Genomic DNA, 20,076 nt, shown 5'->3' with positions numbered 1-20,076 from the left:
CACACCGATCGAGAGAGAGAGATGGACAAGAATGACGCTCATGACAGTGGAGCGGGTGCAGGTGCGGTGCATCCTGGTGTACGGCGAGGGCGCGGACGCGGTGGCGCAGCTGGCGACGCCGTGGCATCAGGGCCGTGCGCCGCTGCTGGTCGCGGCGTCGGTGATCGCCGAGCAGGCGGGACTGCCCGCGGGCGAGTTGCCCGGCCGGCACTTCTGGGCCACCGGTGACGAGGCGGGACTCGACGGGTTCGAGCTGGTGAACGACCCCCGCCATTAGCGTTGTAATCACTACTCTTTCGTTGTAATGTGGGTGTTGCCAGACGGGGTCGGACCCGCCCGGCAGGCAAATCACCAACAACCGGAAGAGGCTCACATGAGCAACGAACACGACGACCTGGTGGCCACGCTCAGCGAGGTCACCGACCGTAACCACGCCCGCATCGCCAAGGTCCTGCTACTCCTGGACATCCCGATCAAGATCGAGGTGCCCGAGGACGCGCAGGACTCCGCAGCCATCGACGCCCTGCTCAACGCCCGCCAGCTCATACGCGAGCTGCCAACGCACCCGGTACACGAGGGCGTGCTGAACACGGCGATACTCGATTTCCTGGGCGGACTGACCTTGACCAACACCGCCTTCGAGCACCCCGGCGACGCGGAGTGGCTGCTGCGCGCGGCACTGCTGAGCATGTACCGGGCCAACGAGCAGGTGGCCATCGCCTACGGCCTGCTCACCGGCCAGATCTCGACCGAGGAGCTCGACGGCTTGCAGGACTGAACGACAGCGGATGCCCGGCGCGCGCTGCGCGCCGGGCATCCGCCCGTTGAAGGTTTGGACGGCCAGCGGGGCGAGGCGAACCTCTAAGTCGGAACCCCGCTGGCCAGACAAATCGACCAACCCAAGAAAGGGGGTCAACACACGATGGTAAGCCCAGACGGCCCCGCCGCGCCACGGTGGATCGCACCCGAAATCGCCCAGCGCTACGGTCGCGCCCTGACCACGGTGCAGAAGGTCTGGATGGTCAAACCCGCCTGGCCCGCCCCCGCCGGGCGGCGCGGGCACTGGAACGAGTACCTCGCCGCCGACGTCGAAGCCGCGATCGGGCCAGTACCGGCCGCCACCGAGACCCCGGGCGCACCCGGCGATCCGGACGAGTTGCTGACCATCTCCCAGATCGCGGTCTACACCGGCAAGGCCCGAGGCACGATCGCCGCCTACGTCTCGCGAGGCCAGTACCCCGACCCGGACGAGGACGCCGACGGCGTCAAGCGCTGGCGTCGCGCTACCGTCGACGCCGACCTCACCGGACGCCGGGGATATCTTCGCCGACACCATGAAAACTCTTGAGGGACAGTCTATTTCGTTGATCATGTCGTTGTAATCACTACTCTTCCATCGTAGTGTTGGTGCCGTCGGGCGGGGTCGGATCCGCCCGGCGGACAAATCACCGACAACCAGGAAGGGCTCCCCATGAGCTACCTCTACGACGACGAGCGCCCCCAGGAATTCACTCTGGACAAGTTCGGCGCATTGACCAGGCACGCCCACGGTGTCATCGCGGAGATCCTTGCCGCACTGCCGATCCCGATCACGGTGACCCCGCTCCCGATCGCCGACCCCAATGACGCGCTCGACGAGTTCGCCAGCGCGCGTACAGCGATGCGCGACATGCCGATCGGCGCGGCGACCGGCGACGCGGTCGTGGCGGTGCTGCTCGGCTGGCTCACCGCCGTGACGATCGCGGCCGTCGAACCCGACGACGACGGCAGCGACGACTGGATTCTCGAAGCGGCCTACTACCAGATGATGGCCGTCGAACTGCGTGCCCACCTCGCATTGGACATGGTGACCTCGATCTGACGATCCATCACGACGATGCCCGGCGCGCACTCCAGCGCGCCGGGCATCGCCTCGTCGAGGACGTCACGATCAGACACGCCCTCGGCCGATATCCGGACTAAAATCATTGTCCCACAACAGTTTTCACTGCCACGATGCTTCCGTGATCGCCATTCCATTTGTAGTGTCGATGTCGCCGGACGGGGTCGGACCCGCCCGGCACGACAGATCACCGACGACGGAAAGGGTTCGCGATGAACCTCGACAGCACCCACATTCACGGCAAGGTATTCCGGGAATCGCGAATATTGGGCCACCGCAGCATCGTTCGGCTCTCTCGCCGCCATGGGGGTGCATGCGCATGAGCAGGCACGAGAAGCCGCGCGAGGATCGCTACGAGTGGGAAAGGACGCGCGGCATGATCAGCGCGTTCGGCGAGGCCAAGACCGTGAACCAATGGGCTGCCGACCCCCGGTGCGCGGTCAAGCGAGAGGCGTTACGCAATCGGCTCGCCCTGGGCTGGGAACCGGCAGTCGCAATCACACGGCCCAAATACGAGCGGCCTGTCCTCGAATTCACCCACAACGGCCACACCCGGACCCTGCGTGGCTGGGCCGAGCAGAGCGGGATCAACTATCACACTCTCTACCGGCGAATCACCAAGGGCAGCATGACATTCCCCGACGCGCTCGCCAAAGGACCTGACGGGCCACACTTCACCATCCCGGTGAGCGCGTTCGGTGAGACGAAACCGCTGCACCAATGGGGAGTCGACGAGCGGGCCAATTGCACCGCGCAGACCATCGGGAGGCGGATACGGCGGGGCTGGGATCCCGAACAGGCAATCACCCAGGAGCCCGACTCCCGCAGCACGCTGGGTACCGGCGTCCCGCTCGACGCCTTCGGTCGCCGTATGGGCATCGAGGACTGGGCACGGCTGTCCCAGATCCCGACGGGCGTCATCACACAACGGATGGACAGCCACGGCCTCACCCTCGAAACAGCCCTGCAATCGCTGGGTTGGGTGCCGGACGAAACAGACGCCGCGCTGCCGGATCTGATGCGGACTCCGGCCGGCGAGCTGCGCCCCGGCGACACCATCGTGGCCGTCACCCAGGACCCTGGCACCGATCACCTGTGCTTCACCGTGCGCCGGATCGAGATACCCGAACTCGCAGCCGACGCCTGAGCACGTATTGCCCTGGGCGGATCGCCGATTCGCCCAGGGCAGTACGCGTCGTGAAAACTGTTGTAGTAGATGAGTTTTCGCTGAGCATTGCGTTGTAATAACTACTGGTTCGCTGTAATGTGGGTGTCGTTGGGCGGGGTCGGACCCGCCCGACGCGACAGATCACCACACAACGAAAGGGATCGAGATGAACCTCGACCAGTACGACAACGACGCCGAGAAGATCACCGCGCTCGCCATGCACACCTACGACGAGATCGCCGGGTTCCTCGGCACACTCCCCCAGCCGATCCAGGTGCCGCCGATGATGGAGGTGAGCATCGGCGACGCACTCACCGCGATGGTCGACGCCCGCCGAAAGCTGCGCAGCGAGCCGGTATCCGAGGACGCCCGGAACGCGGCGATCATGGCGATCTTGACCTGGATCAGCGGAGTGAACCTGGTGATGATCCAGCGAGAGCCCGACGGCAGCGAGAGCTATTTGCTCGAAGCGGCAGCGTTCCAGCTACTGGAAACCGCGCACTACACGCAGAAGGTCCACAAGCTGCTTACCACGCGCTGACCAACGTATTGCCCTGGGCGACACCCGCCCAGGGCAATACGCGCCGCACCACCACGCCGTCTCCCAAAACCCTCGACCCGCGGCGCCCTGGCTACGCCCCCGTCCCGGCTGGACAATATGACGCCATTGTGAGAACTCTTCTACAGCTCCCAAATCAGTGAAGTTGCGAGCACCCGTACGCCACTTCTTCCTCGTCCGATCATTCGTATGGTCCCAGAAACCGCTCACCGTTGAAGTGGATCAGGTGGGTTGGGTCTTCAGAGCACCAGGTATCGGTCTCCCACGCGATCTGAGGGAGGTACTGACGCATCTTTCTCCGGTCCGGAAAGCACGACACGAATACCAGCCCCGGGGTCGCGGCGTTGAACAGAGCAGCGAGTTCGCTACGGCGTTGGGAATCGACAGGCCCGTGGGACGAAGCCGCTTCCAGGAGGACGAGCCAGTCTTTATCAGGCATGTACACGACGAGATCGGGCATTTTTCCGTGCTGGTCGACGGTGACGCCGAGTTCAGCGAGTCGCTCCTCCTCGAAGAGTGCCCACTTGGTGTCGGCATCGCCGATGTAGAGCACTTCAGCACCGGGAGTGAACAGGGGGCAGAACTCCTCAACCATCTGCTTTATAAGCACATTCTGTCCACCAGGAGAAAGTGTGAACAACTCGCCATTCGGCAATGTGAGCGGAATCCGGTTCATCTCCCGGGCGGCGGCATACTGCGCTTTCAGCCCCGGTACCTGCTCAAGGTAGTCGACCAAAGCGACGTCAAAGCCGGACGATCCATAGCGCTGGATTACCGCCAGCGCTTGCGGAGTCACCTGGTAATTCCACTTCGGTGAGTTCACCGCGCGGTCTGGCTTGTCGGGATTCTGCTGGATCAGCAGGGCATCGGCGAACTGGTGGAGCGTGAACCGGCGGATGGTCTCACGAGAGTTGGCGGCGTAATCTTTACCGTACTGGTCACGAATCCAGTCCATGATCGCGCGCGTCCCCAACATCGGATTGGCAGCATCCGCCCAATCGTCATCCTGCTGAAGATGTAAGAGGGCCAGCAGCGTCAGCGCTGATCGCTCGTTGCAGCGCTCGGAGTCCATGCCGAGTGCCTCAAGCAGCAGGCTGGCTTGCTGAGTTCTGTCCGAGCCACTCATACGGCCGCTGCCCCCACCACATCGAGAACCTTATTGACGAGAATGTCGATCTCGGTTTGCACCGGTAGCTGATGAGGCGCGAGTCGTCCTAGATCGTGTAGCGATTGAGAGTCCGGAAATCTCAAAGTCCTCAAATCAGTGGCATTGACCTGGGTGTGGCCGGAGAACGTTCGGAAGAACTTGTCTACTAGCGAGGAATTGAGCCACAGCGAAAGCCCGAATGCCATCTCGCGGTCGAGACCCCCTCCGTTGATGTGAAAGACGTTGACGTGATTTTCGAATGCCACCGGCCCGGCGGTCTGCTCGGGTGACCAGACCGCCGCCACGATGCGCCGTCGCTCTTCCTTTGAAGAGAACCTCTTAACCACGCAATACCAGCCCTGCGGGACGAGGAATTTCTCGTCCTTGTCGGTAACCGGTCGAAACCATTGCGGTTTGCGGATTGCACGAGGCCATGTCACTAACCCATCCCGGATGTTGCCTGGGTAGATGAGTGGCACTGCGCCCTCCGTGGCCTCCGTGAGCAGACATTCCCGCGATCGGAAGTCGACCACCCTGCCCGTGGAGACAGTGAGCCCAAGGGAGACCAGTGTGTCTGGCAGCGACAGCATCTGCTCGGCCACCGCGGTGTCTTCGTCGTTTGCAGCAATTCGGATAAACCTGTGCGGGTCCTCGGGGTGCACCACTTCGGCGTAGTTGACCGTACGGTGAGAGGCGTCGTCCTGGTGTCCACTGCTGGTGGACAAGGTCACCTGGTTGCGGGCACCTTCCTTGGTGCCGGAAAAGATCACGTTCTCTTGTAGCACACCGGTATCGGCGAAAACCGTTGAACGGGACTCGAATACATGGACGCGATCAAGAGCGATCTGATCCAAGAGGTAGGACCGGAAGGCCCCGAAATATGGTCCGTTGCAGAACGAGCGGGGCGTGATCGCCACCAGTTGACCGCCTGGTTTCAGCGCGGCGGCGGCCAGGGCAAGGAACGCCGCATACAGGTTCGGCGCATCGGCACCTACCTCGCGGACCGAAGCCCTACCTGCTGACGAGGCGGCTAGCTTCGCATAGGGCGGATTCTGGATCACGAGGTCGAACTCAGCGAGCCGATCATCCGCATTGACACCGGTCGACGCGGTGATGTAGTCAGCTTCGACAACCTCGTAGGTGACCCTGCCGTCCCCTGCTTCTTTGCACGCCTCGAGAGTGGTCATCAGGTAGGGCAGGACAGTGTCGTCGCACTCCACGGCAATGATGTGCATGGACAGATCGGGGCGCTCTGCCAGCACACGAACCGCTATCGCGGCTGACAGCATCCCGGAACCAGCACCAGGGTCGAGCACCTTGATATGGCCGGTCTCTGGAAGGCGTGGGGCCATCGCGATCAGTGCTGCCGCACGAGCCGGGGTAAAGAACTGTCCCAGTGATTCCTGGGTCTTAGGCTCAAGTCCAGACAGCGCTGCTACGCGAGTGCGCTCAGCCAAGGCGAGAAGGTCGCTCTGCATGCAGACATCATGCCGCACCATTAGCAACTCCAACCTCGACAGCCGGTTGTGGTGCGGCGTCAGTCGTTGAGCCCACCTGTTCGTCTTGAGCGATCTCGGTACTTTCCTACGCGCGGCGACGCTGCCGGAACCGGTCGATGGCGATCACAGTTCCACCGTCGCTCACGGATTGGGACGATGGTATCGCTGTGGGCGTGCCGCGATTGGGCGAGGGGCGTTGCCCGGCAAGGAAATCCTCAAGGAGGTCCTGGGGCCACATCAACTGATGCGGTGCGAGCATGGCCGCCGTCGTGGCGCCGTAGCAACGCTCGACCCAGCGTGAGATCAGCCGCGGACGTTCGGGTTCGCGGGCGTCCCATCCGGGTTCGGTCTTGCCCCAGGTATGTCCGGTGTCGGGGTTGAGGCGGGTGTACAGCTGGCGGCGCAGCATCTCGTAGCGCTGCTGCTCGATCAGCTCTGAGGCGGCCAGGTGACGGATCAGCGCGCCGATGGAGATGCCCCACTTCAACTTCAGCGGGACAAGGTTCAGCAGCGAAGGCACTTTCGGCACTTCGGCGGCTATCGCCTTGGCGGGAGCGATCAGCTCGGAGGCGAACCGTGACGCTTCCAATTCCTGATCCTCGGTGACCTCCCCGCCACCGGCATGCAGCACGAGATGGCCGATCTCGTGGCCGACCGTCCAGCGCATGCGCTCCCAGGAAGCACTGGCACGCACCACCACCAGCGGGCGGTCCCCGTATTCACCGACCCGCGTCGAGTAGCCCAGATGTTTCTCCGAGAGCCCGGCGTCGTCATCGACAGGATCCAAGCTCAACGCTCCGGTAGAGCGGCTGCGCCGCAAGCGCTGCACCACCGGAATCCCGCAACGCTCGGCCTCGTAGGTCAGATACGAGATCGGCGCGTCTGGATCGATGCCCATCCGTTCGCGCACCAGCTCGGCGGCCGAGCTGATCGAAGTGCTGGCGTCGACCACTGGCAGCTTTACCGGCGGCAAAGGCCAGCCGGAATCGAGACCGTCGAGGAAATCGCCGACGACCGCCGCAAACTGCGCCAGGTACTCCTTCTCGCCCGCGGTCGTCGCGCGCGGCGCCCGGAACAACAGGTCACCGGCGTCGACCCGAGAGGCCGGCGGGGTAGTGAAGAACAGCGCGGGGAACCGCAGCACCTCCGTCACACGGAGGAAGTCCTCCATATCCAGCGACGACACCTCGGCCTGCTCCAACCGCGTCTGGCGCGCGCCCTTCCATCCCAGCTCAGCCATCACCGCCTTGCTGGTCATTCGGCGCAACACCCGCGCCTGCCTCACTCGGCTTCCGTACACCTCAACAGTTGTCATCGCAGCTTCGATTCAACAAGATCGCCGGTCGCCGCGCGCAGCGACCCGCCCATAGACCGGCTCACGCCGGATCGTTACCGGTCTCCTCAGCGTCGCCATCGAACTCGCCGAAGTCGTCGAACAGGGACTGATCGTCGGCATTGGGATCAGACGGTGCCACGAACTTGGCCGGGGCGGGCAACGGCGCGGTCGCCAAGATCCGCACCGTTTTCGAGTCATCGATCGCCACCACGGCGGCCAGTTCGGCCTCCGCCAGCCCGATCTGTTCGCCGTCAAGCTGCCACAGCACGAACAACTCGAAGGGCAACCTCGTCGGGTCCAGCACGAACACCGGCTCGGCCATGCCCTCGTCGAGGGCCAGCTGCACAGCCTCGGCCGCTTCCCGCTGGCCAGGCGGCGGCGTCCGAATCGCACGCGTCCGCTTGCCGAGCAGGTAACTCGGGTACTTCCGCACCCGGACCAGATGCCCAGCCCGATCTTTCAGTACAACCGACATCCCCTGCCCCAGCGACATCTCCATCGTCAGACCCGCCTCGGCCGATCTGCTCGTGTCCATGTGCAGCAGGGTCTGGCGTACGGTCACGCAGCGGGTGAGCCCACTCATCTCGGCGGGGTCGGAGAACCGATCCGCCCACCGCGTCGCGGATTCGAGCACCGCCTCGTGCAGGTCGGCGTGCAAGCGCGCAAACACGGCATCGTGCTGGCGCACCAGCTCATCCACCAGCAACTGCGGCTGTAGGTTCATGTAGGAAATATTTCATATGTTCTCCTACACGGCAAGAGGCTGCCAGAACCTGGTTCGCCCCCGGTAATCACTGGAGAACTCGACGGGCAGCACGCTAACGTTGAACCACACGGCCGACCGCCCGCTCCCGCACCAGGGAGGGACGGTCGGTTCTCGTTTACCCAACCTCCGCCGCCGTCCGGCAAGTGCCAGCGCTCATCCTCGATGGTTCTCGTAATGCGCTGTACGCCAACTAATTACAGCTGACGCCCGTTGACTTTCTCGCCCGTCAGAGGGTTCATGGTGTGGACGAAACAACCACAGCGAGAAAGACATCCCAGGAGCTTGAATGTCAAGCAGCGGACTGCTGAGCTGGGTCGGGCCAGGCTGTGGTCTCGTTGTAGAGGGTTCCGGTTTTGAGGCAGCCGTGCAGGATCCCGACGAGTCGGTTGGCGAGCTGGCGTAGCGCGGCGTAGTGACCGACACCGCGGGCTCGCTGACGGTCGTAGTAGTCGCGGGCGCCCCGGGACCACATCAGCGCGGATTGCGCCTGGGTGGTGAGGGCGTCGATGAGCCGGTCGTTGTGTACGAACCGGGCCAGGGCGACCTTCTTCTTGCCCGACGCGCGGGTGATCGGGGAGGTGCCCGCGTAGTTCTTGCGGGCTTTGGCGCTGCGGTAGCGGTCGGGGTCGTCACCGAACTCTGCGAGCACCCGGGCACCGAGGACCTGTCCCAAACCGGGCTGGGACGCGATGATCTCAGCGGCCGGGTGCTGCCCAAAATGCGCCTCGACCTGCCCCTGCAACGTCTTGATCTGGGTGTTGAGGACAGTCAGGACCGCCAGCAGCGCCTGGACCGAGGCTGCGTAGGCCTGCGCCACGACCTCGGGCTGGCCGAGCTGCTCGCTGCGCAGTGCGGCCGCAATAGCGGTGGCTTTGTCGGCGACGTTGCGGCGGCGCGCCCGCTTCAACGCGGCACTGATCTGGGGGATCGTGAGCCGGGCCGCCGCAGCTGGGGTGGGTGCTTTGGCGAGCAGTTCCAGAGTGTCGGCGGCGTCGAGGTCGTCGAACGCGGCCAGCGCGGCGGGGAAGTAGTCACGCAGAGCGTGACGCAACCGCTGGGTGTGGCGAGTTCGGTCCCAGATCATCGTCTTGTGAGCACGGGCCACCACCTTCACGGCCTCGGCTCGCGCGGAATCCCCAGCGACAGGTCGCAATTCGTGGGAATGGGTGCGGACCATATCCGCCAGCACGTGAGCGTCACCAGCGTCGCTTTTGGCACCCGAGACTCCCAGCCGGTCCCGAAACCTGGCCGCCTGCAATGGATTCACCGCCAGTACCGTGTATCCGGCGGCGACCAGCGCCCCGACCCAGGGACCGCGGTCGGTCTCGATCCCGACCAGGACCTCGACCTCGTCGGCGTCGTCGACCAGGCCGCCGAGGATCGCGTGCAGTCTCGCCATTCCGGCGACGCCCTCGGGCACGCGCGTTTTGGCCAGGCGGCGCCCGGCGGTGTCCATCACCTCCACGTCGTGGTGGTCTTCAGCCCAGTCATCTCCTACGAACAGTCGCAACAATCCTCCAATTGCTAATGCCGATCACCGTCGAGCAGCCAGCAGGAGAACCATCAGCGACCTAATCAAGCAGTGCTCACGCCCATTCGGGCGGGCACGACATCCCAGCAGCGATCAACTCTCCCGGCCTACCGGCAGGGGCACGGTCTTTCTCCAGGACTCGAAGTCCAGGGTGCGAAAGTGCTCACCTACCGGCCGGCTACTACCAGGAGTGTGCCGGATAGCTCACTCCCAGAACTGATTAGGGCGCGGCGATGACCAACAATCTCTACATCGTGCAGGAGTACGACAACAACGGGATGCCCTTCGACGAGGCCCTCTCCGAAACCGAGTATTTCGACGACGCGGATTTCGGCGGCGACGCCGAGGCGGCGGCCGTCGCCGCCTGGGAGGCCGCCGCCGCGCGCGGCGGGATCTGGAAGCTGCTCAAGATCGGGTAAGCCCCGACAAGCCGCGATGCCGCCCGGTACGCCGGGCGGCATCGCTCGTCCGGGGGGTCAGCCCCATTCACCGGCCAGCGCCAGCGCGGCGGTCTCGGCGGTGTCGAAGAACGGGCCGCGCGTGCGACCGGTGCCGTCGCTGACCTTGCGCCAGCCGGTGGGTACGCGGGCGATGTGCCCGCACGGCCAATCGTTGACCCGGACCTCACACCGCAGAGGCCCGTCGGCGTCGGCGTCGGCTTCGGCTTCGGCTTCGGCTTCGGCTTCGACAACGGTGAGCACGACCCGGATCTCGGTTCGCCCGCTCATTTCCGTATCCCCTTGTCCTGCAAAGCCTTCAGATACCGCACCAGGGCGGAGGCGGCGGCGATGCTGGGCTCGGCTTGTCCGGCATGTGGCCAATCATCGCGATGGAGGCCGAGGTCATCGAGGAGCTTGCGCGCGTCGCTGAGCAGGGTTGTCGGGTCGATCGCGGTGACGCCGCAGACCCATCGATACAACTCGCGGCAGTAATGCTGGCCGACCCATCCGGCGGCGACGACTCTGGCTTCGGCGTCGGTGAGGGTGAATCCCGGCGACTCGTCACGATAGGCGCGGCGGGCGACGTCGTTGTAGGTCGGCTTAGTCATGCTTGCCTGGCCCTGCGTGCAGGAACTCGGCCAGGGCAGCGACGGCCAGGGCGGCGGTGTGCGGGTCGCCTGTCGGATCCCAGGTGTGCCATCGCGCGGCGATAGCCGGATGCCGGACTTCGGCCAGCAGGCGCTCGGCTTCGGCGGCCAGCTGGCTGCGGGCGATCTGCTCGGCGTGCCGTCCCCCGTCGCACCAATGGGCGAGGCTGAAGAATTCCTCGCCGTTCCAGGGGGTGCCGCCGTAGAAGTCGGTGAACCAGCGCCACGCGATGGTCCGGGCCTCGGCGTGGGTGATCCGCGCGCCGGGGTCGGCGGCAAGCTTGGCGATGACCTCGCCATAGGTCTGATATCGGATATCGCTGTCGGGCATGGGTTTGCGCCCCTTTCGATGTGGGTTCCAACGGCCAGCCAGGTGCACCGGCCGGTCGGCCGGTGCCCGAGGCTGGGCGTTGGATCCGCTACTCGTCGGCGGCGTCGTCGTCGTCGGCGAGGGTGTAGCGCTTGGGCGCTTCGCAGGTCCGGATGGCGGTGCCCTCGGCGACCAGCTTTTCCAGGGCGTTGTGGATGGCCCCGGCGGAGCGCTCCAGGTTCTTGGCGATCTCGCCGGGGGTGAATTCCCGCCCCTGGCAGTCGGTCAGGAAGTCCTCGATCATCCCCCGCAGCACTCCCTTGCCCAGTCGCTTCGGCTTGTCCTCCGACGCCTCGGTGTCCGAAGTCGCGTCGGCGTCGGCGTCGGTCTCGTCGGTCGCCGATTCGGTGACGTCGTCGGGCTCGGCCGGTTCGGTGTTCTGCGTGGCAGGCTCGGCGCTGGTAGCGGTGGCCTCGTCGGGGTCGGTGGCTTCGGCGAGATCCGTAGCGGCGGAGTCGATCCCGGTCTCCGTGGTATCGGCCTCGTCCTCGCTCGCTGTCGCGTCGTCCTCGCCGGTGGTGGGCGTGGCCGGGTCTTGGGCCGTTGTGGCGGTGTCGGCCGTTTCAGCGGGGAGTTCGGCGGTCTCGTCGGCGAGGGTCTCGTTCTCGCCGTCGGTGTCGCCGGAGTCGGTGTTGGGCCACCAGCGGTCGGCGAGGCGGCGGGCGCTGCCGTCGGATTCGCCTTCGGTGCGGTACGCGCCGCCGGTGCGTTCCAGGGCGACCAGGAGCTTGCGGGCGGTGGAGCCGCCGATTCCGGCGATTTCGGCGAGCTTGGCCGAGGTCGCGCCGGGCTCGTAGTGCAGTGCCGCCCAGAGCATTTCGGCGGTGGTGAGCTGGGGGCGGGCGGTGTCGGACATGGCTTCTCCTCGAAAGGTGTTGGAGGTGGTCACGCCCCGGTCGGGGCGGTAGCCCCCGGTGTGCTGCCGGTGTGTTCGGGCTACGACACCATGAACGCTCTCGACGCCACCGAAGTCAAGTCGGTTGTTAGCGAATTATGTTGCGCCACAATGTTTTTAAGTGAATAAGGGTTGACTCGTCGGCGGTTCGGAGCGTTCATGGTGTGGCGAGCATCGAACCGACCCGGAGGCAGACATGGCGACCTACGAACACTTCATCTACGCCAGCACCGAACGCGCCCTAGCGGCGGTAGCCGCGGAACTCATCGCCGCCGGATACATGGTCCCCAACCCACCCGAGTACGACCCGTGGCCCTTCGCCCACCGGCCCGAGATCGACTGGCAGCTGGTGGCCTACGGCACCGTCGAGCAGGCGTTCGCCGACGGAGGTCGCGACGATATCGAGGCCGCCTGCGAGAAGCACGGCGCTAAGTACGACGGCGGCGGCTGCTTCCTCGCACCGCCCAACCCGCACAGCTGAGCCGGGAGGCGGCCCTCACGGGCCGCCCGAACCCGCACCCGCCACACGCGTACAGCCGGGCCACCGCCGTCCACATCAGCAGTCGGCGACGTCGACTCGCCAATTGTCCAAACATGTTGCAGACCAATATGTTTGGTGCAAGAACGGTCCGGCTTTCGGCTTGACTTCGTGCGCTGAACAGAGCGTTCATGGTCTCGCAGCAATCAACCAGCAAGAAAGAGGCCGACATGACCAGCAACGCGAACCCGACCGCACTGCCCGACTTGTTGACCGGCCTGGCTCTCGCCGACTTCGCCGAGACACTGGCGGGGCATTGGGGGCCGGGCTGGACGCTCTACCCGTACATGAACGGCGAGCGCGAGGCGTACCTCAACGGACCGCAGCGCCAGAAGATCCGGGTATCACCGGTCGGCAAGCACCGGGTAGAGGTAGTCGGGCTCACCTACGACCTGCCAGACCTCTACTACGACGAGAACCGCGAGAACTGGCACGAGCGCATCAAGGTGAGCACCAAGCGCCCCATCGACAAGGTCGCCGCCAAGGTCCAGGCCGAGTTCCTCGAAGGCGAGAACGGATATCTCGCCCACCACACCTACCTGCGCGACCTGCGCGACCGCCTGCGCGCCGAGGAGAAGTGGCCCGGCACCGACCCCGAAACCTTCCCCAGCCCCCACTACGCGACCCGCGTCCGCTGAGCGGGAAACGACCCGGCGGGTAGAGCGACAGCACGCTCTACCCGCCGCATCCATTCACACGCGCGGCCTCGTCCCGCGTAGGCCCGATAGCCACGCCTCGACAGGTGCCGGTCGACTCCGGCGCGCCGCCGCCGCATTCGGATCGCGAACCAAGAGCGGGCCGCGAGTGCGGGACGCACGAAACTTACTCTGCGACATCCCTTTTAGTTGGGTCTAGCTCGACGCGGGGTTGACTTCCGGTCTGGTTCAGAGCGTTCATTGACAGGCCGATCCACGTGCTTTATCACAAGCCACTGACAGATAAGGACAGGTCCATGCGCGCGTACGGGGTTACCCGAGCCGATCAGGAATGCTGCTGGGGTCACAGCCGATACCCGGCGGGCTACAGCTCGCGTGCCTCGCGTCGCCGCCACGCGCGGCTAACGGCGAAAGCCCATCGCCGCGCACGTCACGCCGTGCAAGCCGCCCTGCGCGTTCACCGCCGCTGAACTGGCGGATCCGCGCGCGCACCTAGGGTTGATCGTCGTCGGCTCAGTCGACGAGTCGACCGAGCAATGCGCCCTGTCCCGATTGCAGGACATGCGCGGCCTCCAAAGGTATCCAGAAGCATTCGAACTTTGTCGGCTCGCCCTGACCGTCGTGGTCTTCCTGGCTCATCCACCGCTCCGGTGCCTGCTCGTGCAGTTCAAGTTCGAAGAAGTAGCGGTTCTGAATCTCGAAACGGTAAGGGCTGATGTCATATTCGGCCTCACCGAGCTTGCGTCGAATCGAGAAGTTGCTGAGCCCGGTCTCCTCTCGAGCTTCACGAAGAGCCGCATCTTCGGGAGCTTCTCCGGCCCGGATACTGCCCGCAGGCACCTGCACACCGACTTCTTCCCACGAGTAGTCACTGTGCCGGAAAACCAGCAGCTTGCCGTCACGAACGATGTAACACAAGACCTTGTCCCGGACGACCTTGTCGGGCATGGTGAGGAACCTTCCTAATCTGTAGTCGACGGATCTAAGGCAAGCGCCCGATGCCCGGACCGTTGCCGAGGTCAAGATGGAGCTGCCGCTGATTTCGAGCTCGCGCCCGGCGCTGCGTCGCGTTCACAACCAGGTCTACTCCTGCGAGAGCTCGGCCACTGTGACGGGCCACAGTTCCTGACTGTTCGTGCCCGGCTGCACGCCGAAGGGTTCGCCTTCCTTTCGGGGCACATCGTGATCCCGGTCCGACAGAGTGTGTTAGGCATGGTGTATGGATCATGCGGCGGCGTGGATGGCGGCGGTGCTGCAGGTGATCGAGGATGAGATCGAGGAGCTTGCCGAGGCCGGGCAGACTGTGATGACGCAGCCGATTACCGCGCTCGACATCTATCGGGTGGTGCGCCGCACGGTCGATCCGCCGCCGAGCGTGGACGAGGTCGCCGCCGTGCTCGAGTTTCTGTCCTCGCCGCTGGTGGGCGGTGTATTGAAAACCGAGGGCGGGTATCTGCCCGGGTTGGAGGCCGAGACGGTCGCCCAGCGGTTGCTTGACTTGGCCGAGCCGCTCGTCGGTGCCCAGGAACGGGCGACGGCGACGGCCGCCTACTACGGGCGTCTTCCGGACGACGAGGACGACGACCGCTTCTGAGGGTTCGGGCCGGCCGAACTTGTCGGACCCGAGGTCTATAGTCGGCGGCCGTAGAGTCCGTAGCAGCTGCCGTCGCCGAATCGTCGGAGCATCACTGCCCTCGACCGCATCGAACGGCCACCGGCGCCGGGGACTTCCCCCGATCGAAACCTATCGGTGTTTCCTGCGGCCGAGCCCGCGGACGAAGTGTGCGGCACCGAGGAGAGTCACGAGGAAGATCGCCAAGCTGCCGCCGAGCACGACGACTTGCCATTGCCGATCCGCGAGCCCGAGATCGTGCCCGGTCTGGGCATTCGAGGACGCCGTCATGAACGCTGCGGCGCAGCCGAACAGTGCCAGCGCCAACACGATCCGCGTCATCGAGCTCGACAACGTGCCGTGGCGATCGACCACTGCGGCGGCGTGCTCGACCTGCTCTATCCGCTCGGGCACCGTACTGAGTATTTTGTCGGCGCGATCCTCCGACGCCGCGAATGCCGCCGATGCGTCGCGGCTTGTCGAAATCGCGTGTCGTAGATCGCGGTAGCGGGCCATGACCCTGAGATAGTCGCTGGTGTCGCTGCTCGACGGAATCCGTTGCACCGCTTCGTCGATGGCGTGCAGGGCGTCGTCGTAGTCTCCGCAGATGTATAATCCCCTGGCCAGAAGGTAGAGGAACGTGTGCGAGCCGGAGTAGGCGGCGACGGCAGCTGCGGCGTAACGACGTAATAGTTCGCCGTGCCCGTCGAACGGCGGCGCGAGGTCGAGGCCGTCGGTGAGGATGTCGACCGATGCGCGGGTCCGGGCCGAGGAAGTCCACACCCGCTCCACCAATTCCAGTGCGTAGCCAGTGTGGCGGGTCCTGCTGCCTAACAGGCCCGAAGCCCGCAGTGCCGTGAAGACCGGGGAGCCGTCGTCGAAGTCGGCGATGCCCGCGATCGGTGCGGCGTCCAGGAAGGTCAGCAGCTCCTCGAAGCGATAGTTCAAGCGCAGTTTGCACGCGTGGTAGAGACAGATCATCTGCAGCCCGGAGCGATCGAGGTAACCGTCGGCGAGCTCGGCGACAAAGGGCACAACCCCGTCCATCGGCTGGACCAGATACTTTGTGCTGTCGGCGAACTCGACACTCCACTGCTCGCACACCGTCTCGCGATGTTCGGGCGTGAGGTGAGCGGCAAGCCAGCTCGCACACTCGGCAACGACCGCGACTGTCGGCTCGTCGAGTAGGCGCCTGCGCCAATAGTGGCTCGCGCACACCAGATTCGGGTCGGTGGTGAAGTCCTGTGTGCCGATATCGAACTGCGGGACTTCGCCCGCGGCAAGATAAAGCCGGGCGATGCCATCGCACTGGCGATCGTTGCCGATGATGTCGAGCCTGATCGAGGCGAGTGACGCCTCCACTGCTGCGTGATCCATGCCTTCCTCCCACCCGTCGATCTGTCCTGGTCTGCCTACCACACGGCGGCCATCGCCGGGTTCGTACAACCCCGGCCGAGACGAGACTTCCCACTCGCCAAAGTTGTCTCACGATATTGCGTTGCGGTGCTCGCTTGGCCTGCGCACGATCGACCGATGACCGTACGCCGGGTGGACACGAATGAATGGCGGCTCGTGCGTGCGGTGCGCCTGGGGGCGTTGGCCGAGGCGCGAGCTGGCGTGTTCGGTTCGGCGTTCGAGGTCGCCTCGGCGTGGGATGAAGGGCAATGGAGACGTTGGATGGATCGGCAGGCACTGTTCGTCGCCGAAGCCGACGGCGCTGCACTCGGTTCGGCCGGCGGCGTCCCCGGCGCCGAAGGCCCGTCGGTGGGTTCGGTGTGGGTTCATCCGGGCGCCCGCGGCTCGGGGATCTCTGATCTGCTCGTCGGTGCGGTGGCCGATTGGGCTCGCGCAGCCGGGCACGCGCGGCTGCACCTGTGGTTCACCGAATCCAATGCCCACGCTCGCGCGCTGTATGTCCGCCTCGGCTTCACCATGACCGGCCGCACTCGGCAAGCCATGGACGCGCGGACCGTTACCGAGGTCGAGATGGAGCTGGCGCTGATTTCGGGCTCGCGCCCGGCACCGCTGTCGGGTGCACAGCCAGGTCTACGCCTGCGGCTGCTCGGCCCCTGTGACGAGGCGCAGTTCCTGGCTGTGCGTGCTCGGCTGCAGGCCGACGGGTTCGACTTCGCCAAGGACTATCGAGGCCCTTGGCCGTCGTATCTCGACCGCATCGAACGCGCTCGGCGGAGTATCGACCTGGATCCGGGGACGGTTCCGAGCACCTTCCTCATGGCCGTGGACGCCGCCGGGCAGATCGTCGGCAGCAGCGATATCCGACACGCTCTCACCGAGCGGCTCGCTCACTGGGGCGGCCATATCGGCTACGTCGTCGCCCCGGAGCATCGCGGGCTCGGTTACGGCACCGAGATCCTGCGCCGAACTCTGCCGCGGGCAAAGGCTCTCGGCATTGGGCGTGCCCTGCTGACCTGCCGCAGCGACAACGTCGCCTCCCGGCGCGTGATCACCGCCTGCGGCGGCGACCTCGACACCATCACCGACGACGGGATCTGCCACTACTGGTTGCCGACCTGACGGGCACGGCCCGGTCGACCCCGTGCGTGTCGACCGGGCCGTGACAGCTAAACGGCTCACAGATAGCCTGCGGATTAGTCTCGGCCGAAGCTGCTGCCACGAAGTTCTGCGAATATTTCGTGCCGCGCGAAGCTGACGATCGTGTCGTAGATCAGAATCGCCGTGATCGCATAGATCAGCGTGGCGACGAGGTTACACAAGCGGTCCAAGGTGTTCTCCTTGCACTATCGACGGAAAGTGCTGTCAGGCAGAAGTGTTCGATCCTGGCGACCAGGCCGTAGCCCTCATTCGGGCTGCTGAGCGGTGTGCGCGGGTTGCACGTCGGCGCATGACTCCACCGGATCGTGATCGGTCGCGGGTGGCGGGCTGGGCTCGGCTCGTTGTTGGGCTCGGGTGACCAGTCGTATTGCCTCCTGGCACAACCCCGCCATCTTGGTGTCCCACTTCTGGTTTGCGGCCTGCTCGGTGGCCACCGGCACCGCGCCGTATTCGGCGTTCAGGGTCGCGTCTGCCCGGCTGAGCGGCAGACACTGGCGCGGGCAGGCGTAATGCATGTGCATCGCAGCTATCGCCTCGGCACGGGTGAGTCGCCCCGGATCGATGAGGCAGTCACCGAAACTTGTGATGGCACTGCCATTATCGGAGATCGCTGCGTTCACGACACCGCCCGCTCGACCGCGATAGCGTCGTCGACGATGTGCCATCCGCTCCACCAGCACGGGAGCTTCTCCCATGTCAGATGCGGTCGGATCGTGTTGTCGTCCACCGACACCGACCCGCACCACACCGCCGGGCAAGCGACCCGGACCAGTTCGTTGTTCGCGTCGCATTCCGCTCGACCGCAATCAGCGTGGAGCCGAACGCAGCCAGGCTCACCCGCCGCGACGCCGCGCGGGACCGAGTGACAGTCGGAGTCCGCGACCGCCGAAATCTGGTGAGGAACGGTCAGCGGGTGGGCATGCAGCCAGCGTCGCCACCTCATAGGCATACCCCGGCTAGGCCCTCATGGAACCAATCCAAGAAACCGGAGTAGTCAACCGCGCTCGATACCTCCATCACGCGACCATCCAGATCGCGGTAGAGCCGGGCATCAGGTGCAATCCGAAGCCACTCGCTACGCAACCTCACGAACGGCAAGTTGAGGCCGAGGCTCAGTGCCAGCGGGTCATGCATCCAACTACCGCCCCGCCTTTCGAACCAGACGCCGAAGTTCGCCGCCAGAAGCTTCGCCGCCGGATGGACCGATGAGCGCAGGCTTCCCGTCAACGCCCATTCAGGGGTGATGTGAATCGCTGGCGCGTTGGTGAAATCCGACAGCATCAACCTCGGCTTGTGCGCGACCCGCAAACCCAATCCCGCAGAGACGGTGTCGGTGCGTAGGTTGTGGCTGGCACGGCTCTTGTCTTGATATTTGTCGATCCAACCGCCCATCTGGGTCAAGACGAACCGCTCAGCCAGCTCCGGGGCAGCGGTCACCACAGCGGTGTAGTTGGTCATCGGCCCCATCCCGACCCAGTCGATCGGGCCGGTCGTGGTGGCGCAAATCCGAGCTACCGCATCGACCAGATCATCAGGCTGCGCCTTCAGGCCACCGAGGTAATCGTCCATCAGGAACCGCCGCTCGCTGCCCGGGAGTTCGAGGCCGGCGATCACCGGCACATCGCCACGATCCAGCAGATCCAGCACGTGGCGGGCAAGCCGAGCGCGCCGACCGCCAGTCTCATCAGCGGTGATCACCACGAGATTCTGCACGGTCCCGGCGGCCAGGATCAACGCCGCGAGGTCATCCGGATCGTAGAAGATGTCGCTGTCCACGATCATCAGCCTGTCCAGCCAGCCAGTCATTGCACGGGTATACGCTGGCGTCATCAGATGGCCGTTCAGCGGTGGTGGGTCATCGAACATGTTCTGTCGCACTCCTTTTCACTGTGATATTGCGGATTTCGGAAGGAAAGTTCGGTGCCGAGCGGACACAGCGGGTCGGTCACCGACGCCCCCGAGCGCTTCGAGGAAGCCCCCGTCCGGTCTGCTCGTGGTCAATGGCGGTCCCCGAGAGCAGGAAGCCGTCGCGCCCGGTTGCTGACCTCGGTGCACAGGTCGGTGTAGCCGTCTGCGAGCTCGGCCAGCCGATACCAAGCGGCGTGGACTTTCACATCGTCGGGTTCGAGCGTCATCAACAGGTGATAGGAATGCACGACAGCGCCCGCGAATCTGTCGACCACCTGGCCGAGAGTCTCGGTGTGCAGGGTTGCGGACCGGTGCGGGATCGGCAGCCGAGCCGACACCCACGAGTCGACATCATGGATGAGTTCTGCTCTCTTACAATGGATTTCGGAAGCTGCAGGCTCGCCGACCAACTGTTGCCAGTGCAGCTGGCCCAGTTCATTGGCGAGCTGGCAGAGCCGATGCTCATCGGAGAGTTGGCCCCGTATCGCCAGGAACAACTCGTCATCGGACGGGAGAGACAGCACAGGTCACCGCCCGTCCGGCCGCGC

26 protein-coding genes are annotated in these 20,076 nt (G+C 65.0%); 11 read left to right on the top strand and 15 right to left on the bottom strand.

Annotated features, from left to right (window positions below; translation table 11 throughout):
• The first annotated feature begins 40 nt into the window (after window positions 1-40).
• The 6 genes from ACQPW1_RS02365 (at window position 41) to ACQPW1_RS02340 (ending at window position 3,591) form a co-directional block, all read left to right on the top strand.
• Window positions 41-277 (top strand): hypothetical protein, encoded by a 237-nt coding sequence (locus tag ACQPW1_RS02365; protein WP_433661141.1) that lies wholly within the window; start codon window positions 41-43, stop codon window positions 275-277.
• 96 nt (window positions 278-373) lie between these two features.
• Window positions 374-778, top strand: a complete 405-nt coding sequence (locus ACQPW1_RS02360) for a hypothetical protein (RefSeq protein ID WP_433661140.1) — start codon at window positions 374-376, stop codon at window positions 776-778.
• Window positions 779-922: 144 nt separating this feature from the next.
• Window positions 923-1,348 carry a helix-turn-helix transcriptional regulator gene (locus tag ACQPW1_RS02355; protein ID WP_433661139.1) on the top strand — a complete coding sequence of 142 codons (426 nt, stop codon included), beginning with the start codon at window positions 923-925 and terminating at the stop codon, window positions 1,346-1,348.
• Window positions 1,349-1,471: 123 nt separating this feature from the next.
• Window positions 1,472-1,861, top strand: coding sequence for a hypothetical protein (locus tag ACQPW1_RS02350; protein ID WP_433661138.1), 390 nt, complete (start codon window positions 1,472-1,474; stop codon window positions 1,859-1,861).
• Between the two features lie 340 nt (window positions 1,862-2,201).
• Window positions 2,202-3,029, top strand: coding sequence for a hypothetical protein (locus ACQPW1_RS02345; RefSeq protein WP_433661137.1), 828 nt, complete (start codon window positions 2,202-2,204; stop codon window positions 3,027-3,029).
• A 187-nt stretch (window positions 3,030-3,216) separates the two neighbouring features.
• Complete coding sequence (locus ACQPW1_RS02340) at window positions 3,217-3,591, top strand: hypothetical protein (protein ID WP_433661136.1); 375 nt, start codon at window positions 3,217-3,219, stop codon at window positions 3,589-3,591.
• A gap of 199 nt (window positions 3,592-3,790) precedes the next feature.
• On the opposite strand, the gene ACQPW1_RS02335 is transcribed toward ACQPW1_RS02340, so the two are convergent.
• The 5 genes from ACQPW1_RS02335 to ACQPW1_RS02315 all read right to left on the bottom strand — a co-directional run bounded on the left by ACQPW1_RS02335 (window position 3,791) and on the right by ACQPW1_RS02315 (window position 9,870).
• Window positions 3,791-4,735: a BsuBI/PstI family type II restriction endonuclease gene (locus tag ACQPW1_RS02335; protein ID WP_433661135.1), complete on the bottom strand. Its 945-nt coding sequence runs from the start codon at window positions 4,733-4,735 to the stop codon at window positions 3,791-3,793.
• The gene (locus ACQPW1_RS02330; protein WP_433661134.1) at window positions 4,732-6,234 is read right to left on the bottom strand and encodes an Eco57I restriction-modification methylase domain-containing protein; all 1,503 of its coding nucleotides are present in this window, start codon (window positions 6,232-6,234) and stop codon (window positions 4,732-4,734) included. Before ACQPW1_RS02330 ends, ACQPW1_RS02335 begins: the two co-directional genes overlap by 4 nt.
• A gap of 106 nt (window positions 6,235-6,340) precedes the next feature.
• On the bottom strand, window positions 6,341-7,570 hold the full coding sequence (locus ACQPW1_RS02325) for an ImmA/IrrE family metallo-endopeptidase (RefSeq protein ID WP_433661133.1): 1,230 nt from the start codon (window positions 7,568-7,570) through the stop codon (window positions 6,341-6,343).
• A gap of 61 nt (window positions 7,571-7,631) precedes the next feature.
• Window positions 7,632-8,315, bottom strand: coding sequence for a hypothetical protein (locus tag ACQPW1_RS02320; protein ID WP_433661132.1), 684 nt, complete (start codon window positions 8,313-8,315; stop codon window positions 7,632-7,634).
• Between the two features lie 331 nt (window positions 8,316-8,646).
• On the bottom strand, window positions 8,647-9,870 hold the full coding sequence (locus tag ACQPW1_RS02315; protein ID WP_433654210.1) for an IS110 family transposase: 1,224 nt from the start codon (window positions 9,868-9,870) through the stop codon (window positions 8,647-8,649).
• Between the two features lie 251 nt (window positions 9,871-10,121).
• Between ACQPW1_RS02315 and ACQPW1_RS02310 the strand changes: the two genes are divergently transcribed.
• A complete protein-coding gene (locus ACQPW1_RS02310; RefSeq protein WP_433661131.1) occupies window positions 10,122-10,307 on the top strand; it encodes a hypothetical protein in 186 nt (61 codons plus the stop codon).
• A 57-nt stretch (window positions 10,308-10,364) separates the two neighbouring features.
• Here the strand turns inward: ACQPW1_RS02310 and ACQPW1_RS02305 are convergent, their stop codons facing one another.
• From ACQPW1_RS02305 to ACQPW1_RS02290, 4 genes are all read right to left on the bottom strand, one after another.
• The gene (locus tag ACQPW1_RS02305; RefSeq protein ID WP_433661130.1) at window positions 10,365-10,616 is read right to left on the bottom strand and encodes a hypothetical protein; all 252 of its coding nucleotides are present in this window, start codon (window positions 10,614-10,616) and stop codon (window positions 10,365-10,367) included.
• Entirely contained in the window at window positions 10,613-10,936 is a 324-nt protein-coding gene (locus ACQPW1_RS02300) for a hypothetical protein (RefSeq protein ID WP_433661129.1), read from the bottom strand. The genes ACQPW1_RS02305 and ACQPW1_RS02300 overlap by 4 nt, the downstream gene beginning before the upstream one ends.
• The gene (locus ACQPW1_RS02295; protein WP_433661128.1) at window positions 10,929-11,306 is read right to left on the bottom strand and encodes a hypothetical protein; all 378 of its coding nucleotides are present in this window, start codon (window positions 11,304-11,306) and stop codon (window positions 10,929-10,931) included. The genes ACQPW1_RS02300 and ACQPW1_RS02295 overlap by 8 nt, the downstream gene beginning before the upstream one ends.
• 88 nt (window positions 11,307-11,394) lie before the next feature.
• Window positions 11,395-12,201 (bottom strand): hypothetical protein, encoded by an 807-nt coding sequence (locus ACQPW1_RS02290; protein WP_433661127.1) that lies wholly within the window; start codon window positions 12,199-12,201, stop codon window positions 11,395-11,397.
• A gap of 235 nt (window positions 12,202-12,436) precedes the next feature.
• Between ACQPW1_RS02290 and ACQPW1_RS02285 the strand changes: the two genes are divergently transcribed.
• Entirely contained in the window at window positions 12,437-12,721 is a 285-nt protein-coding gene (locus ACQPW1_RS02285; RefSeq protein ID WP_433661126.1) for a hypothetical protein, read from the top strand.
• Window positions 12,722-12,948: 227 nt separating this feature from the next.
• Window positions 12,949-13,416, top strand: a complete 468-nt coding sequence (locus tag ACQPW1_RS02280) for a hypothetical protein (protein WP_433661125.1) — start codon at window positions 12,949-12,951, stop codon at window positions 13,414-13,416.
• Window positions 13,417-13,947: 531 nt separating this feature from the next.
• Here ACQPW1_RS02280 and ACQPW1_RS02275 read toward each other — a convergent pair.
• The gene (locus ACQPW1_RS02275) at window positions 13,948-14,382 is read right to left on the bottom strand and encodes an NUDIX hydrolase (protein WP_433661124.1); all 435 of its coding nucleotides are present in this window, start codon (window positions 14,380-14,382) and stop codon (window positions 13,948-13,950) included.
• Window positions 14,383-14,653: 271 nt separating this feature from the next.
• Between ACQPW1_RS02275 and ACQPW1_RS02270 the strand changes: the two genes are divergently transcribed.
• Window positions 14,654-15,028: a hypothetical protein gene (locus ACQPW1_RS02270; RefSeq protein ID WP_433661123.1), complete on the top strand. Its 375-nt coding sequence runs from the start codon at window positions 14,654-14,656 to the stop codon at window positions 15,026-15,028.
• A 150-nt stretch (window positions 15,029-15,178) separates the two neighbouring features.
• Here the strand turns inward: ACQPW1_RS02270 and ACQPW1_RS02265 are convergent, their stop codons facing one another.
• Window positions 15,179-16,423 (bottom strand): hypothetical protein, encoded by a 1,245-nt coding sequence (locus ACQPW1_RS02265; RefSeq protein WP_433661122.1) that lies wholly within the window; start codon window positions 16,421-16,423, stop codon window positions 15,179-15,181.
• Window positions 16,424-16,579: 156 nt separating this feature from the next.
• Between ACQPW1_RS02265 and ACQPW1_RS02260 the strand changes: the two genes are divergently transcribed.
• The gene (locus ACQPW1_RS02260; protein WP_433661121.1) at window positions 16,580-17,581 is read left to right on the top strand and encodes a GNAT family N-acetyltransferase; all 1,002 of its coding nucleotides are present in this window, start codon (window positions 16,580-16,582) and stop codon (window positions 17,579-17,581) included.
• Between the two features lie 74 nt (window positions 17,582-17,655).
• On the opposite strand, the gene ACQPW1_RS02255 is transcribed toward ACQPW1_RS02260, so the two are convergent.
• The 4 genes from ACQPW1_RS02255 to ACQPW1_RS02240 form a co-directional block, all read right to left on the bottom strand.
• Window positions 17,656-17,790 (bottom strand): hypothetical protein, encoded by a 135-nt coding sequence (locus ACQPW1_RS02255; RefSeq protein ID WP_433661120.1) that lies wholly within the window; start codon window positions 17,788-17,790, stop codon window positions 17,656-17,658.
• A 75-nt stretch (window positions 17,791-17,865) separates the two neighbouring features.
• Window positions 17,866-18,315: a hypothetical protein gene (locus tag ACQPW1_RS02250; protein ID WP_433661119.1), complete on the bottom strand. Its 450-nt coding sequence runs from the start codon at window positions 18,313-18,315 to the stop codon at window positions 17,866-17,868.
• Between the two features lie 244 nt (window positions 18,316-18,559).
• On the bottom strand, window positions 18,560-19,486 hold the full coding sequence (locus ACQPW1_RS02245; RefSeq protein ID WP_433661118.1) for a nucleoside hydrolase: 927 nt from the start codon (window positions 19,484-19,486) through the stop codon (window positions 18,560-18,562).
• Between the two features lie 131 nt (window positions 19,487-19,617).
• On the bottom strand, window positions 19,618-20,052 hold the full coding sequence (locus ACQPW1_RS02240) for a DUF4254 domain-containing protein (RefSeq protein ID WP_433661117.1): 435 nt from the start codon (window positions 20,050-20,052) through the stop codon (window positions 19,618-19,620).
• Between the last annotated feature and the right edge of the window lie 24 nt (window positions 20,053-20,076).

Origin of the sequence: Nocardia sp. CA-128927 (genome assembly GCF_050955855.1) — a bacterium.
GTDB lineage: Bacteria > Actinomycetota > Actinomycetes > Mycobacteriales > Mycobacteriaceae > Nocardia.
The sequence above is the reverse complement of the archived record's forward strand: the minus strand, read 5'-3'. Positions and strand labels throughout refer to the sequence as shown.